This is a genomic window from Streptomyces laculatispora (assembly GCF_017353455.1).
Lineage (GTDB): Bacteria > Actinomycetota > Actinomycetes > Streptomycetales > Streptomycetaceae > Streptomyces > Streptomyces laculatispora.
In genome coordinates, this window is sequence record NZ_JAFMPZ010000283.1 from 1 (window position 1) to 14,896 (window position 14,896).

Sequence of the window (14,896 nt, forward strand, 5' to 3'; positions counted from 1 at the left end):
CACCGAGAAGCAGAGCGGGAGCATCTCCCGCTCTGCTTCTCGGTGGATGAGGTTGTAGTGGTCCTGCATCGACACGAACCGGGTCCAGCCGTTCAGGTCGGCAAGGTACAGGGCCTTGGCGAACTGCCAGGCGTGCATGGAAGAGGCTCCGATGTAGCGGACCTTCCCGGACTTGACCGCGTCGTGCAGCGCCTCGAGGGTTTCCTCGATCGGGGTGTCGTAGTCCCAGCGGTGGATCTGGTACAGGTCGATGTAGTCGGTCCCCAGTCGCTTCAGGGAGGCGTCGAGCTCGGCGAAGATCGCCTTGCGGGACAGCCCGGCGCCGTTCGGGCCGGGGCGCATCCGCATCCAGACCTTGGTGGAGAGAACGACCTCCTCGCGCCGGGTGAAGTCCTTGACCGCCTGGCCGACGATCTCCTCGCTGCTTCCGGCGCTGTACCCATTGGCCGTGTCGAGGAAGTTGACGCCGCCCTCGATGGCCTGCTTGATGATGTCCCGGCTGGCGTCCGCGCCCAGCGACCAGGGCTCGCCGCCCCGGTCCGGCTCGCCGAAGCTCATGCAGCCGAGGGTGATGGCGGAGACTTCCAGTCCGGTCGTTCCGAGTTTGATGTATCGCATGCTTCCGAACCTAGGAGTTGTAGTGCGCTCTAACGCAATACGTCTCGGTCCGGAGTTCGGAGGCGTGGGGCATGCGTGCCCTGTCAGGTTTCGACCGTTTCGGCCAGACGTACCAGAGAACCCAGTGGCAGCGAGTAACGAACTGTCAATTCTCGGCCGAGCGCGTGGGGCACTACTCAGCCCCCCGACGGCAAACCGCCCTCGCGGGTCCGTCGCCACGACCGATCATGGCTCGACCACTAAACGACTCGGGGAGCGATAGCCCGGCGGCTTGTGGCCCTGACGTGAGGATGTGTTTGTTGGATGTGCGGGTCAGGCCACAGGCCGCGCAGTCAACACCGGCTGGAAGAAGTGCGCCTCCTCGACACCGTGCCACGTGACGTTGCCGAACCCACACTCTCGCACGAGTTCTGCCAGTTCCTCCAGTGTCCAGGCCCGCGACGTCGCCCGCCGGACCCGGACCTGCCAGGTCTCGCCATCCGGCAGCAGTTGCACGTGATCGAAATCGTAGACGCCGTCGTCGTGCCAGTGCCGTAGCTGGAAGGTGACCACCTGCCCGGCGTCGCTCTCCGTCACCTGCGGAACCGTGGACTGCCGCCGAGCCTGTCGGGCGTCGCCGTAGTCCCTCAGCGAGAGCACCAGCAGCCCGCCGTCTCGCACGACTCGCCGCATATCACCCACCGCACGGCAGACATCGTCCTCGGTCAGCAGGTGCGCCAGCGAGTTGTCCGCACTCAGCACGACGTCGAACGAGGCGTCGGCGAACGGCAGCGAGCGCATGTCCGCCGCCAACGTCGCTACTGTCAACCCCCGCCGCTGCGCTTCCTTAGCCGCTCGAACCGCGGCAACCGGACTCAGATCGCTGCCCACGATGCGGTGCCCGTGCTCGGCCAGGCCGATCGCCTGCGTCCCGATCCCGCATGAGCAGTCCAGGACTGCCAGTGGCTCGGCACCGTCCAGATACCGCCGGACCAGCGCGTCCAGGGCATTCCCCTGCCGCGATACAGACAGCGACCAGTCCGCGTAGATCAGGTGGTAGTCCTCGGCAAGCTGATCGTAGAAGTCCTGCGCAGAGTATGAGGCCATGATGGAACGCTACTGCTGACGGTCTACGGCCGTAACGAGAATATTGCCGCGCGGGTTGGATTTGTGTGACGAAATCGTGGGCCCGCGCGGCCTTCGCCCATCCTCCCGTGTCCGGTATCAGCCGGGAGCATCTCGGCGAGCTTGTCGCTGAACTGGCCCCGAAGTGGGAGGCGCAGCAGGAATCGGCTCTGGTCCAGCGAGGCGGGGGCGATCGGCGGCGCGCCGAAGGAGCCGGCCCGAAACACCAGTTGTCGTTCCTGGATCGGCTGCTGGTGACGCTGATGAAGCTACGCCATGACCTGCCGGACGCCGCGCTGGCCGAGCTGCTCGGGGTGGACCGCTCCACGATCTCCGGGGCGGTCCGGCAGATCAGGCCACTGCTGGCCGCGCGCGGGTTCGCCGTGCCGGACCGGCCCGGGATCGGGCTGCGCACCCTGGAAGACGTGTTCGCCTACGCCGCCGCCGAGGGTGTGAAGCTGCGGATCGACGGCACCGACGTGCAGGTCCGCCGCCCTGCGGCCGGGTGGCCGGGCCGCAAGGCGGACTACCGGACCCGCCCGCTCGCCCAGGGCGAAACGCGCAGATTGATCACGCCCGATCCCCCTGGAACGCTCGCTGTAGCGGCTGTGGGCGTGCTGGACGCGCCGGCTGACAGCGAGGCTGCGAATGGCCGTTACGTGGCGGCCCAGTCCGGTGCGCGGGGTTCGGTGTGGCGTCAGCTTTGGAACCACACCGAACCCCGCCTTTCAGATCAGGAGCCGTCGATCAGTTTCCGCACCTCGGGCGGGACCTCTGAGCCGGAGGAAACGGCGAAGAACGTGGCTGTCTTCGGTGTGTCCCCAATGGCGATGGCGACCTTGGGAGAGATGCCGTCCACTTCGTAGGCAGTCTCCGTAGTAACCGGCTCCTCGCTCTTGTCCTGGCCGCCGGTGTCGTCACAGGTGGCTGGTTGGGTGGCGACGCCGAGCTTCTTCCCAAGTGTGAATTTCACGTTCGCCACGTCCCCATATGATCTGTCCTGGTAGGTGAAGACATTGGCGCAGATGGCTTCATGGTCACCGCCACCGCTATCGGCCGTGCACGCGCCTACTGACATCACCATGGCCGCCGCCACCAGCAATCCAGCGGATCGCCTGGTCCAACTCATGCGTGTCCCCCCTCAGTAGCTGCTCCAAAGAAGAGGAGTGCCTCCTCTTTGCCGAGTGGCCTCGCCATTTCTCAGCACGGGAATGAGATCGTGCCGGCGGTGAGGCTCTCGTGTTCCGACCTTCGACGTCGGCAAATCGGATCAGGTTCCCTTGGCGCGCGGTTCGGACCGAGGTGTGATCTTGCAGCCTGGGGCAGGCGGCAAGATCACACTCAGGTCAGCCGAGCGGTGTCGGCCGCTGCTCCTGGGGAACCCGACGCGACAGCCAGGCCACCAGCCCGCCCGCCCGCCTTCAACCCAACAAGCCGAAACAGCCGGCCAGTTGACCTGACCTGTCGTCACGAAAAGCCGATAGCCCTTCAGGCCGATGGCGCGCTCGCCGACAGGAAATTCAGATGCCTTAAAGGCGGCCCATCTCAAGAAGAACAAGAATCGAGAGATGTTGGAAATTACCTGACAGTGGATTTCGTTACGACAGAACGGGCAATCTCGGAAATTATCCACGAAGCTCCCCCATTAAGTCTTTTCCAAGAGGATTCAGGAGCGGTTTTTATTGATACGTGAACAGAATTGGAGACTATGGATGTCTGAATTTCCAGAATCACATTTCCGCCACTAGCCCCCGAGCAGACGATATGAGCCGTCTCGGCGTTTGCGATCTTAACCTCGGCAGAGAGTCCCGCACACTCCTTGAGCCCCCGAACAGACGCCTCGATAAGTTGGGTCGTGTCAGCAACCTCGACCACTGGCGCGGCGAACTCCTGCACATAGCGGACGGAGGGCGAAGAATTCTCTACCTGAAGCCCGAAACGGGCCACATTGCGCATCAGGTGAACCGAATTCACCGAGGCGACAAGAGCGGCGAAAAGCGTGGAAACGAGAGCGCCTGCCACGAAGGACTGGAGCAAGATATCATTCATTTCCTGTTCCCCCTCCAGCCCGAGTACGCCGGCCATAGAAACAGCCACAAGAATTCCAATAATTCCGGAACCGACGAGCGAGAGCATGAAGGCGGCCCGCCAGAAGTGAATCATTTTGATTATCCCACTCAGTCAAGGGCGGCATGGGATTAAAGCGCCGTCCCGTGCCGCCTGGTTTGAAATATGCAGATGCAGATTGTCGCAGTTCGCGACGGTGTGAAAAATTTACGCGGTCACGTCTCGGGGCACGCGCCCTGGCCCCAAGGAACTGGAGCCAGGGCGCGCGTGCAATTGCTACATCGCCTTTGTCCCACGCACAGGTGAGCGAGTGCGAGGAAGGCCTGGCGGCCGACGCTCAGACGCCGCCCACGAATCCCAGGTCCGCGTACGGTCTGCGCACATGTATCCCTGCGATCCGGTGGACGTCGGCGGCATGACCAACCTCGAATTCGACGAGCACGGCCGCCTCATCGGCATCGAGGTGTTGGCGGCCGGTTCAAAACTGCCCGAGCACCTGCTCCAGTCCGCGGAGCGGCTGGACGCGGACGGCATATGAAGCAGTCAAGCACGGCGATCGCGCCACCCGCCGCACTCTGCCGCAGGTTGGAAAAGGCTCAGTGACCCGACCATGGATAAGGCCTATTTGAAGGAGCCGGCGTTGAGGACGATGAAGCCCCCTTCCGGCCGGCACGCCCGCGCGATGTCCGCGTCCTTCATCCTGGCGTCGTCTGCCTCCCAGAAAGAGCCGCCCGCCTTGATCGTGGCGCCTTCCATAATCGTGCCGAAGTTCGGGACTTCGACACCCCGCTTGCCGTTCTCGCGGGCTGGCTGCACGTCCTTCGACCAGATCGGTGACACGGTGACCTCGGCGCCGCCCTTGTCGGCGTGCACCACCAGGCAGTCGCCGTCAGCAATGTACTGGAGACGTCCGCCCACCAGCATGTCTTCGGCCAGATCGCGGTTGTGAACCAGGATCTTCGGGTTCTCGCCCTTCACGGCGAGACCGTCCGGGGAGGTCTCGTCCCCGCTGCTCTTTCCGTCTCCGCCTCCACCTCCACAAGCGGAGAGGGCGAGCAACCCAGAAACGAGTAAGAAGCGGTTGATCATTCTCGGAAACCGCACAGGTCAAGCCTCCCTATAGCCCTGTGGGGCAAGCGACCCAGCTTGCCCCACAGAATTAAAACTACCTCTTTATCGCTTTCCAGACGTTCCGGTCATGGTGGAAGGTGCGGGTGGGGGTCTGGGTGCCGCGTGTTCGGCCCGGTGGTGCCCGATCCCACGGTCTCACGGCTCATCGACGCCCTCGCCGCAGCCGGACCGAAGGCGCTCACCGCGATCCGGTCGGCGCGGGCCGAAGTACGGTCGCGGGTCCGGAAACCGGCCGGGGCGAACGGTCCGGCCGCCGACGGTCGCGTGACCGTGGACATCGACGGCGTGCTGGTCCTTGCGCACTCCGAGAAGCAGGACGCCACCGCGACCTGGAAGAAGGCCTATGGCCATCATCCGCTCGTCGCGTTCGTCGACCACGGCCAGGCCGGTTCCGGAGCGCCGGTGGCCGCGCTGCTGCGGCCCGGCAACGCAGGCTCCAACACCGCGAGCGATCACATCACTACCACCCAACTCGCCCTGGCCCAGCCCCCCCAACACCTGCGGCGGGCGGCCGCAGGCACTGATCCGCACCGACTCCGCCGGCGGCACCCACGCCTTCCTCGACTGGCTCTCCCGCCGGGGCCGGTGGCTGTCGCATTCCGTCGGCATGACCATGACCGACGCCATGCACCAGGCCGTCCTGAAGATCCCGAAGAAGGCGTGGACACCGGCTTACGACGCCTGCGGCACAGAGCGGCCCGGCACCTGGGTCGCGGAGATCACCGACATGCCCGCCCCTGAGCACGTGGTCCAAGGGGATGCAGCTGACCGCCCGCAAGGAACGGCCTCACCCCGGCGCCCAGTTACGCTTCACCGACCTCGACGGACTGCGACTGACCTGCATCGCGACCAACGCCAAAGGCGGCCGGCTCGCCGACCTTGAACTGCGCCACCGCCGCCGGGCCCGCTGCGAGGACCGCATCCGAAACGCCCGCGACACCGGCCGCCACCGGCTCCGCTTCACCACACGATGGCCCTGGACCGACGAAGTCACCCGGGCAATCGACCGGCTCAATGCCTTGCCGAGCCCCGGCTGACCAGCCACGCCGACCGCCCCAACGATCCGCACCACCACACCGGGAAAGCGGAACCCGGCGCCCGTCCGACGCGACACCCGGGCCATCAACCTGCCCCAGCCCCGAAAAGACCACGCCCCGCAAACACAGAACCCCCGTCAGTACACCGACGAGGGCTCATGGACGATCGAGGCTAGGGCTTGTCCCGCGGCCAGGGCCGCCCGTCGAGGCGTTCGATGTCGCGGTTGAGCCGGGCGAGATTGTCCGCGAGCTGGGCCGCCTCCTCGGGGGTCCAGTCGGCCAGCAGCGAGCCGAGGCCCTCCAGGTTCTCCGACCGGTCCTGGTCCAGGCGCTGCGCGCCCTCCTCCGTGATGACGAACTTCCGGGCGATGCCGCCCTCAGGGTCGGGAATGCGCTCGACGACACCGGCCCGCAGCATGGCGGCGGTCTGCCGGTTCAGCGTGGAGGCGTCCAGACCGAAGGCGTCACGCAGATCACCGATGGACATCGGGCCCTCGACCTGAATGCGGCTGAGGAGGATGTAGGCACTCCGGTCCAGCCGGCCGCCGCCCCTGGAGGCGAGCAGATTCATATGGCGGCCGAGAAGCATGGTCTCGAACTCGATCCGGTCCACGGGCATGTCCACGCGAGGCTTCCTTCGACTGCGGGTGCGGGCCTGCCTCCCTGCCGGGAAGGCCACCGCTCTGTACAGATATACCACGAACCGTATGCATGCTGCACTTCATATGCATGAAGCACTTCTAATGCATGGTGCACATCGATTGCGTGGCGTACCCCGCCATCCGCATCAGGACCAGCGTCACCAGGCGCCCCTCGGGGTTGCGGCCTGCGGGTCGGCGACATCTGCAATCCGGCCTTCGCGTACATCCTGCGCGACTCCGACGGCGCCACCTGCATGCGCTACCTCCACCGGAGGATGAAGCGCGAGGCCCTGACCTCATCGACGAGGAGATCGAGGCCCAGCCCACAACCCAGCAGCGCCGCGTCCTGGAGCGCCGGCCACGCGCTCCCTCCGGAGCCGGCTCAACATCCGGCTGAAGCGGTGCGCCGCTCGCGACAAGCACGCGTCTGACGCCCCATCAGTGGCGCCACACCTATGGAACCAGGCCGATCACTCGGGATGTCCCGCAAGGAATCGTACGCGTCCCGCTCGACCACTCCTCCGGAGAGACGACCGCACACCATGCCCGCCTGCACGACACCACGGTCCACCGGCACCGGGAGAGGGCCCGCAAGATCAAGGGCGAGAGCGTCACCGTCAGCCCAGACGGCCTCATGGACGAGGCCGCCTGAGCCAACCAGCGGCTCGGCTGCGCGACTCCACCCCTGCCCGATGTTCCTCACCACCCCCGCGAACGGCCGCCCGCGCCGTTCCGTCGCGGACGGCCGCGGAGGTGCTGTCTCGAAACGGCTGGGCCCGTCACCCGCAGGGTGAAAGCCAGCCCGCTTCTGCCGTCCTGCCGGGGATTCAGATGGTGTCGGGTTCCCAGACGGGCAGCCAGACGTCGTTGGCCACCCCCTGGGAGGTGCAGTCGTACTGGATCAGGTTGTTCCCGACGCCGACACCCCCGTTGACGTTGAGGCACTTGCCGCTGGACTTGACGACGACCTGGTAGCCGATGCCCTTGGGCACGAACTTCCACAGTTCGTTGTCGGCACTTCCGCAGGTGTACTGGATGACCTGGGTGCCGTTGGCGCTCCCGCCTCCGTTGACGTTGAGGCACTTGCCGCTGCCGATGGACTTGAATCGGTAGTAGCCGCCCAGAGCCGCGTCCGCTTCCCAGCGTTCGTTGGACGTGCCGGACCAGGGGTACTGGATGACCGGGACACCGTTGCCCGTTGCCGCTCCCCGGACGTTGGCGACCTGCCCCGGGTCGCCGGCGAGCCTGAGGGTGAACTGCTGGGCGACGATCGACCGCGTCGCGGGGCGCCCGTCATCGGCTGCCGCCGTAACGGCCGTGCTGGACACGAGTGTCGCGGTGCATGCGAGAGCACCCGCACCGGCAGCCCATTTCTGGTAAAGCTTCATACTTTGCTCCGGTTCCGCTGATGCACCAAAAACTGAATTATTTCTGTACGTAGTCAGCTCGCGACTGAAAGTATCGATGCGGGGGGCTGGGGCACAGAGGGCGCCCGAAGCACTCGGAGCGTCTGAAGTGACTCCGCGCGCTCGCAGTCGCCACCGGCATCTCCGCCGACAGGGGTTCGCCAAGGCCCGCCGCTGAAGATCGGTCTGCTCGCAGCCGCGTTGGGCGAGCGCCCGGGTCGGTCCCGGCACGTGCCCCGGCCGTCATCGGCTCCGTCGTCCTGGCCCTCGCCGTGGGGGGTGATGCGCCAGGCGGAGCCCCGGTCCCCGCAGGCCCGCAAAACACCTGCGGGGTAGCACACCGCGAGCGGCCGGTCTCAGCGGCGCAGCGAACCGGCGGGACCGGAGGCGCGGCGGGGATCGCCGCGCCGTGGAAGAAAGACAAGGGACGCGCCGATGGCTACAGGCGCAGCCAAATGGCTCAACGCCGACAAGGGCTTCGGCTTCATCGCGCAGGATGACGGCGGCGCGGACGTGCTCGTCCACTTCACCGCGATCCAGAGCGAGGCCCCCAGGGCGCCGGCGGAGAACGACAGGGTCAGCTTCGACGTGATCCAGGGCCCGGAGGGCCCGCAGTCAGAAGACGTCAAAGGAGCGGCCCCCTCGGCGGTCGCCCACGACAGCACTCCGGATCAACGGGCCGCGGCCTTCGGAGGCCCTTCTTCAGGAGGTGGTCGGCCACCTCCTCCAAGGCGTTCGCAGCGTTCCCCGGCTGCCCCTGTTCGCTTGTAGTGAGCGATGACGATGGCCTGGTTCGTCTTGGTCGGGGCCACCCCGGTGGCGCCATGCTTGCCGTGGATCGAGCGGCGAAGGGGCAGATCCGGTTCGCGAGGGCCGCCCCTGGTCCCTTCCGCCGGAGGACCGGGCACCACTCGCGTCGGGCACCGACCACGTCCCCACCAGTTCAGAGATCATTCGCGGGACAAGCCGTAGACTCGCCGAATGGCGAAGTATTTCGATGTACACCCCGAAAACCCCCAGCGGCGCACCATCAGCAACGTGGCCGACAGCATCCGCTCCGGCGCGCTCGTCGCGTACCCGACGGACTCCTGTTACGCGCTGGGGTGTCAGCTCGGCAGCCGTGACGGCATCTCCCGCATCCGCGCGATCCGCAACCTCGACGATCGCCATCACTTCACGCTCATGTGCCAGAACTTCGCCCAGCTCGGGCAGTTCGTGCACATCGACAACGACGTGTTCCGCGCGGTGAAGGCGGCGACGCCCGGCCAGTACACCTTCATCCTTCCGGCGACGAAGGAGGTGCCGCGCCAGCTGCTGCACCCGAAGAAGAAGACCGTCGGCGTCCGCATCCCCGACCACGCCGTCGTCCAGGCCCTGTTGGAGGAGCTCGGCGAGCCGCTGCTCTCCAGCACCCTGCTCCTGCCCGACGAGGAGGAGCCGATGACCCAGGGCTGGGAGATCAAGGAGCGGCTCGACCACGAGGTGGACGTCGTGGTCGACTCCGGCGACTGCGGCACGGAGCCGACCACCGTCATCGACTTCTCCAGCGGTGAGCTGGAAATCGTACGCCGGGGAGCGGGCGACACCTCCCGCTTCGAGTAACCGGGCGGGGCGGGGCCGGGTTCAGTACAACAGGTCCAGTTCCACGCCGACCGTCTTCCCCGGTACGCGCTCCAGCACCGCCCACCGGTCCGCCAGCGCCTCGACGAGCACCAGCCCGTACCCGCCGCCGGACCCGGGCGGCGGTTTCACGACCTCCCCGGGGCCCGGCGGCCGACGCTCGCCCCGGGTGTCGCTGACCTCGATCCGGAGCCTGCCGGGCGCCTCCGGGCCTCCGGCGGCCAGGCCCAGCAGCAGTTCGAAGTCCCTTCCCGGTACGCGGCCGTGCGTCGCCGCGTTGGCCGCCAGCTCGGCCACCAGCAGCGCGGCGGTGTCGGACACGTCCGAGCGGTACGGGATGCCCCAGACGTGCAGCTGATGAACAGCGAGCCTGCGGGCGAGCCGCGCCCCTCGGGGGGTGGAGCTGAACCGCTGCACGAACAGCCTCTCGGTGCACGGCCGGTGGGGGGTGACGGATGCTTCCATGCGGGTCAGCGTGCTCGGCCGGGACCCGTGCGACCAGCCACGGAACCCGTACGGTACGTCAGCGTACGGGTACGGAGAGTGGACGGCCTGCGTAACGATGCGTGACCATGGGCGAGTTGCGGACCGGGGACGAGCGCACGGAAGGTGGCCGCACATGGCCGAGGGCACGGGCGGTACGGGCGGTACGGGTGGACTGGCGGGGGCCTGCGGTGAGCCCGAGTCGTCGGACAGTCTCAAGGCGTTCGGGGAGGTGCTCAAGGTCCTGCGCAAACGGGCCGGCCTCACTCAGGAGGAGTTCGCCCCGCTGGTGAGCTACTCACTGCCGATGGTCGCCTCGATCGAGCAGGGCCGCCGCTTCCCACCGCCGACGTTCGTGGAGCGGGCCGAGGTCGTGCTCGACGCGATGGGGGTACTGAGGGCCGCGGCAAAGCACCTGTCGCGGCGGCCGGGGCTTGCGAGCTGGTTCCGCCAGTGGGCGCGGCTGGAGCAGGACGCGATCGCCCTGAACACGTACGAATGCCGGTTGGTGCCCGGTCTGTTGCAGACGGAGGCCTACGCGCGGACGCTGTTCGTCGAGCAGCTTCCGCCGCTGGGCGATGACCAGATCGAGGCGCAGCTCACCGCCCGGCTGGAGCGGCAGGAACTGCTGCGGCAGCGGCCCAACACCGCCTACAGCTTCATCCTGGAGGAACACCTGCTGCTGCGCAGGACGGGCGGCGACGCGGTGGCCGCCGGGCTGATCGAGCACCTGTTGGAACTGTCCTCGCTCCGGAACATCGAGATTCAGATCATGCCGGTGGTACGCGAGAGGCATGCGGGGCTGGACGGGCCCATGCAGCTCCTGGAGACTCCGGAGAACAGCTGGTTCGGATACTGCGAGGGGCAGAAGAGCTCCCAGTTCATCTCCGAGCGCAAAGTCGTGAGCGTGCTCCAAATGCGATATGCCAGGATGCGTTCGCAGGCTCTCTCACTGGAGGATTCCGTGAGCCTGTTGCGGCGGATGCGAGGAGCACCATGAACACGACGGAACTGTCCTGGTTCAAGAGCAGCTACAGCGGTGGCGACGGCGACAGCTGCGTCGAAGTCGCCCTGTCCTGGCACAAGTCCAGCTACAGCAGTGGTTCTGGGGACGACTGCGTAGAGGTCGCCACCTGCCCCACCACCGTCCACATCCGGGACTCCAAGGTCGAAGAGGGCCCCCAACTCGCCCTCTCCCCCGCCTCCTGGACGAACTTCGTCACGTACGCGGTCCAGGGCTGAGCGCGCGAACCGGGTGCCCGGCTCCCTGAGGAGCCGGGCACCCGTGTTCTACGGGAACCACGGTGGCGGCGCCGGGGCACCGCTTCCGGGTATCCGGGTCAGTTGAGGGTCAGGAAGGTGCCCGCACCGTTGGAGTACTCGATCCAGGTGGTGGACCGGGTGACCGCCGGGGCGCCGGACCAGGCGGCCGTCAGGTCGGTCGGGGTGCCGGGGGTGACACGGGCGTGGTCGGGTGTGACGGTGACCTTGCCCGTGGCCGGGCTCTTCTCGGCGATGTTGTTCACCTGGTACGTGTACGGAGTGACGCTCTCGCCGGTGCCGGTCTCGTCGAGGGCGATCACGGCCACGAAGATGGTCCCGGCCGTCGGCTGCGGCACGCTGATGGTGGCTGTTCCCTCGCTGTCGACGTCGCCGAACTGGGCGCTCTGCAGGACTCCGTCGACCATCGGCCCCCAGACCAGGCCGCCGATGTTGCCCGCGTCCAGGTCGAAGTGGACCGAGATCTGGGAGGCCTTGGTGCCGGCCGGGATGGTCGCCTCGTAGTAGACCTCGGCGGTTCCGGTCAGGGTGCCCTTGGTGAGGGGTGAGGAGACCGGGCCGTAGGTGGTGGCCGTGAGGGTGCTGGTGGCCGGGGTGACGGAGTAGGTGGCCGATCCCTTGGCGCCGGTGCCCTTGATCTCGGCGGGCGCGCGGACGCTCTGCGGGGTGACGGCGATCGGGCTGCGGACGGTGATGCGGCCGGAGGCCCAGGTGAGGGATCCGGTGGCGAGGGCTCCCGCACGTGCGGTGGTCACGTCGAGCTTGACGGTGAAGGTGCGCTTCTGCCCGGGGTGGCTGAAGTGCAGGACGGACGGGGAGACGGTGGCCTTGACGCCGGGGAGATCGACCTTGGCCCGGTAGGTGCCGGCCGACGTGGCGGTGACAGTGCGGGTGACGGTCTGGGTGCCGAAGAGGTCACCGATCGCGATGGAGGGGTAGTTGAGGTCGCTGGGGTCGATGGCCTTGGTTCCGGTGCCGGTGTCGACACCGACGCCTTCGAGGTAGGCCAGCCAGTCCGGTTCGCTGGAGTCGTAGACGAGTCCGGGCCGGAGCATGGCTCGGGCCTCGACCTCGCCGGCGCCCTGGGCGAAGACGTCGCGACTGTTCTTGCCGTCGTTGGTCTTGGTGGGGGAAGCGGTGGTCATCATGGCCGACTTGATGCTCATCGGCGACCAGGTGGGGTGCTCGGCGAGGTAGAGCGCGGCGAGACCGGCGATGTGCGGGGCGGCCATGGACGTGCCGGAGTAGTAGTCGAAGTCACGGCCCGCGTTACCGGGCGGAGCCACGGCGGCGAGGATGGTGGCGCCGGGCGCGGTGATGTCGGGCTTGAGGAGGTCACCCTTGCCGTCGAGGGAGGGACCGCGCGAGGAGAAGCCGGTGACCTGCGGGTACACGGCGCTCTTGCCGCCGTTGGCGAGGGTGGCGGTCGCGTTGCCCGTGGCGGCGTAGGCACGTACGGCGGCGGCGTCGGGACCGCTCAGGTGGACGGTCGGTATGGAGTGCAGGTCGCCGTCGGTGCTCTCGTTACCGAGGTTGACCAGGACCATGCCGATGCCGCCGGCCCTCTTGACCTCGGCGGACTTGTCGATGCGGGCGCTGGTACCCCGGTTGCAGACGACCATCTTTCCTGCGGTGCGTGCGGGATCGAGGGTGCCCTTGATGCAGAGGGCGGCGTCGGCCGCGTCGGCGCCGGCGGTCTTGACGGTGGCACCGAGGACGAGGGGCGCGGAGCCGACGGTGTTCTGCACGCTGGTGCTGACACCCACGTAGCTCTTGCCGTTGCCGAGGGTCACCGTGCCGGTGTGGGAGGCGATGGTTCCGGCGGCGACGGTGGTGGTCCAGGGCGCGGTGTTGTCGAGGCTGGAGGCCTCGGGACCGGCGTTGCCCCCGGCGGTGGAGACGAACACACCCGCGGCGGAGGCGTTGCGGAACGCCGTCTGGATCGGGTCGTTGTACTCGCTCTCGTACATGCCGCCGACGGAGTAGTTGATGACGTCCACGCCGTCGGCGACGGCCTGGTCGATGGCGGCGACGAGGTCGCTGGTCAGGCCGCCGTCCTGGGTGCCGTCCTTGCTCTGCCAGAGGGCCTTGTAGACGGCGATGGTGGCGGCGGGGGCGACACCGGAGATGGTGCCGAGGTCCTTGCCGTCGGCGGTGGCGCGGACACCGGCGTTACCGGCCGCGGTGGACGCGGTGTGGGTGCCGTGGCCCTCGCTGTCGCGGGGGGAGATGTAGCCGCCGCGGTTGGATTCGGGGACGGCGCGGAGCCAGCCCTCGCCGAAGTAGCGGGCGCTGATGATCTTCTGGTTGCAGGCGGCGGCGGTGAAGCTCTCACCGGTCTGGCAGGTGCCCTTGAAGGTGGTGCCGTCGGCCTTGTTCATGACGGTGGTGGTGCCGTCGAGGTAGGGCCGGTAGCGGTCGTCCTTGCCGGGCTTCCCGCCGTGTTTGCCGGTGGGCTTCCCGGTCGTGAGCGCGGGGGCCTTGAAGGAGGCGCTCTCGGGCCAGACGCCGGTGTCGATGTCGCCGATGACGATGCCCTTGCCCGCCTTGGCGGTGCCGCCGAGGGAGGCCCACAGACCCTTCCGGCCGGAGAGGCCGAGGAAGTCGGTGGAGTTCTTGTCGTCGGTGGCGTGGTGGAACTTGTCGGGGGCGATGCCGGTGACGCCCTTGGTCGCGGCCAGGCGGACGAGCTGGCGGGCGTTGAGCCGGGCGCTGAAGGTGTTGGTGGTGACGGCGTAGTGCTGACGGACCGTGGCGCCCACCTTCTTGGCGACCTGGGTCTGCTCGTCGACCAGGTGGGTGCGGTAGCGCTTGGCGTTGGTGGTGGTGACGTCGAGCTTCCGGCTCGGGGTGGGCCTGGTGGCGGGAATGTCGTCGACGGTGCCGTCGTAGGTGGCGAGTGGCTGGTCGGCCAGGGTGATCAGGTAGGTGCCGGCGGCGAGGGGGGAGTCCTGGCCGGTGGCGGTGGCGGGGGTGGCGAGAGGCAGGCTGAGGGCGGCGATGCTGGTGGTGAGCAGAGCGCCGATGGCTGCGCGTCGGGTGCGGGACGCTCTTCGCGGCTGAGATGTCACGGGGTTCCTCACGGGATTCGGGCATGCCGGGTGGACGAGCGGGAGTGCTCGCCTGTGGCATGGGCGGAGGGCCGGGGGACGCGAACCGCCTCTCACGTGCACTGATTGACAGACGGTTCGGCAGAAGTGAACGCTGTGCGATCACTCGCTGTCCAGATAATCTGTTGGCGTCTTTGGCGTGGTGACCAAACACGCCACCTGTCAGGGGACGGCCGACCGGCGACTCGACCTGCCCGCGCACCGGTCCGGCACGGCCCCACAGGTAGGGCAGAGGAGGCTTGTTGTGCTGGAAGCTGTGGGTGTGAGCGCGTTCGACGAGGGCGTGTACCGGGCCGTGTTGTCGGGATCGCAGAGCGCGGTGCGTGATCTCGCGGAGAGCGCGGGGGCCGGGGTGGCCCGTACGGGGCAGGCGCTGAAGCGTCTCGCCACTCTGGGGC

General features: G+C 67.6%; 14 protein-coding genes and 3 pseudogenes. 7 read left to right on the forward strand and 10 right to left on the reverse strand.

The annotated features are described in order from the left end of the window. On the reverse strand, positions 1-618 hold a 618-nt coding region (locus J1C73_RS15610), incomplete at its 3' end, for an aldo/keto reductase (protein WP_207316906.1). Positions 619-930: 312 nt separating this feature from the next. Then, positions 931-1,704 carry a class I SAM-dependent methyltransferase gene (locus J1C73_RS15615; protein WP_207316907.1) on the reverse strand — a complete coding sequence of 258 codons (774 nt, stop codon included), beginning with the start codon at positions 1,702-1,704 and terminating at the stop codon, positions 931-933. A gap of 107 nt (positions 1,705-1,811) precedes the next feature. On the opposite strand from J1C73_RS15615, the gene J1C73_RS15620 reads away from it, so the two are divergent. Further along, positions 1,812-2,588: a helix-turn-helix domain-containing protein gene (locus J1C73_RS15620; protein WP_207316908.1), complete on the forward strand. Its 777-nt coding sequence runs from the start codon at positions 1,812-1,814 to the stop codon at positions 2,586-2,588. Here the strand turns inward: J1C73_RS15620 and J1C73_RS34915 are convergent. Both J1C73_RS34915 and J1C73_RS15625 read right to left on the reverse strand, forming a co-directional pair. Then, positions 2,522-2,851, reverse strand: a pseudogene (locus J1C73_RS34915) (DUF6281 family protein); the annotation flags it as partial. The gene J1C73_RS15620 and the pseudogene J1C73_RS34915 overlap by 67 nt on opposite strands. A 449-nt stretch (positions 2,852-3,300) precedes the next feature. After that, positions 3,301-3,885: a hypothetical protein gene (locus J1C73_RS15625; RefSeq protein ID WP_207316909.1), complete on the reverse strand. Its 585-nt coding sequence runs from the start codon at positions 3,883-3,885 to the stop codon at positions 3,301-3,303. Between the two features lie 286 nt (positions 3,886-4,171). Between J1C73_RS15625 and J1C73_RS15630 the strand changes: the two genes are divergently transcribed. Then, positions 4,172-4,327 carry a DUF2283 domain-containing protein gene (locus J1C73_RS15630; protein ID WP_207316910.1) on the forward strand — a complete coding sequence of 52 codons (156 nt, stop codon included), beginning with the start codon at positions 4,172-4,174 and terminating at the stop codon, positions 4,325-4,327. 83 nt (positions 4,328-4,410) lie between these two features. Here J1C73_RS15630 and J1C73_RS15635 read toward each other — a convergent pair whose 3' ends face one another. Continuing rightward, positions 4,411-4,767: a hypothetical protein gene (locus tag J1C73_RS15635; RefSeq protein WP_207316911.1), complete on the reverse strand. Its 357-nt coding sequence runs from the start codon at positions 4,765-4,767 to the stop codon at positions 4,411-4,413. 258 nt (positions 4,768-5,025) lie between these two features. Between J1C73_RS15635 and J1C73_RS15640 the strand changes: the two are divergent. After that, a pseudogene (locus J1C73_RS15640) lies at positions 5,026-5,957 on the forward strand (transposase); the annotation flags it as partial. A gap of 172 nt (positions 5,958-6,129) precedes the next feature. On the opposite strand, the gene J1C73_RS15650 reads toward J1C73_RS15640, so the two are convergent. Both J1C73_RS15650 and J1C73_RS15655 read right to left on the reverse strand, forming a co-directional pair. Then, positions 6,130-6,582, reverse strand: a complete 453-nt coding sequence (locus tag J1C73_RS15650) for a MarR family winged helix-turn-helix transcriptional regulator (protein ID WP_207316914.1) — start codon at positions 6,580-6,582, stop codon at positions 6,130-6,132. Between the two features lie 843 nt (positions 6,583-7,425). After that, positions 7,426-7,926, reverse strand: coding sequence for an RICIN domain-containing protein (locus J1C73_RS15655; protein WP_307797700.1), 501 nt, complete (start codon positions 7,924-7,926; stop codon positions 7,426-7,428). 513 nt (positions 7,927-8,439) lie between these two features. Between J1C73_RS15655 and J1C73_RS34920 the strand changes: the two are divergent. Continuing rightward, positions 8,440-8,631, forward strand: a pseudogene (locus J1C73_RS34920) (cold-shock protein); the annotation flags it as partial. Positions 8,632-8,675: 44 nt separating this feature from the next. Here J1C73_RS34920 and J1C73_RS36030 read toward each other — a convergent pair. Beyond that, the gene (locus tag J1C73_RS36030) at positions 8,676-8,915 is read right to left on the reverse strand and encodes a profilin (protein ID WP_372446691.1); all 240 of its coding nucleotides are present in this window, start codon (positions 8,913-8,915) and stop codon (positions 8,676-8,678) included. 70 nt (positions 8,916-8,985) lie between these two features. On the opposite strand from J1C73_RS36030, the gene J1C73_RS15670 reads away from it, so the two are divergent. Beyond that, a complete protein-coding gene (locus J1C73_RS15670) occupies positions 8,986-9,606 on the forward strand; it encodes an L-threonylcarbamoyladenylate synthase (protein WP_207316918.1) in 621 nt (206 codons plus the stop codon). Between the two features lie 21 nt (positions 9,607-9,627). Here the strand turns inward: J1C73_RS15670 and J1C73_RS15675 are convergent, their stop codons facing one another. Beyond that, on the reverse strand, positions 9,628-10,089 hold the full coding sequence (locus J1C73_RS15675; protein WP_207316919.1) for an ATP-binding protein: 462 nt from the start codon (positions 10,087-10,089) through the stop codon (positions 9,628-9,630). Between the two features lie 154 nt (positions 10,090-10,243). On the opposite strand from J1C73_RS15675, the gene J1C73_RS15680 reads away from it, so the two are divergent. Continuing rightward, positions 10,244-11,107, forward strand: coding sequence for a helix-turn-helix domain-containing protein (locus J1C73_RS15680; protein WP_242644231.1), 864 nt, complete (start codon positions 10,244-10,246; stop codon positions 11,105-11,107). Continuing rightward, positions 11,104-11,349: a DUF397 domain-containing protein gene (locus J1C73_RS15685; RefSeq protein WP_207316921.1), complete on the forward strand. Its 246-nt coding sequence runs from the start codon at positions 11,104-11,106 to the stop codon at positions 11,347-11,349. The genes J1C73_RS15680 and J1C73_RS15685 overlap by 4 nt, the downstream gene beginning before the upstream one ends. Positions 11,350-11,447: 98 nt before the next feature. Here J1C73_RS15685 and J1C73_RS35505 read toward each other — a convergent pair whose 3' ends face one another. Further along, a complete protein-coding gene (locus J1C73_RS35505; RefSeq protein ID WP_207316922.1) occupies positions 11,448-14,459 on the reverse strand; it encodes a S8 family serine peptidase in 3,012 nt (1,003 codons plus the stop codon). Positions 14,460-14,896 lie beyond the last annotated feature (437 nt).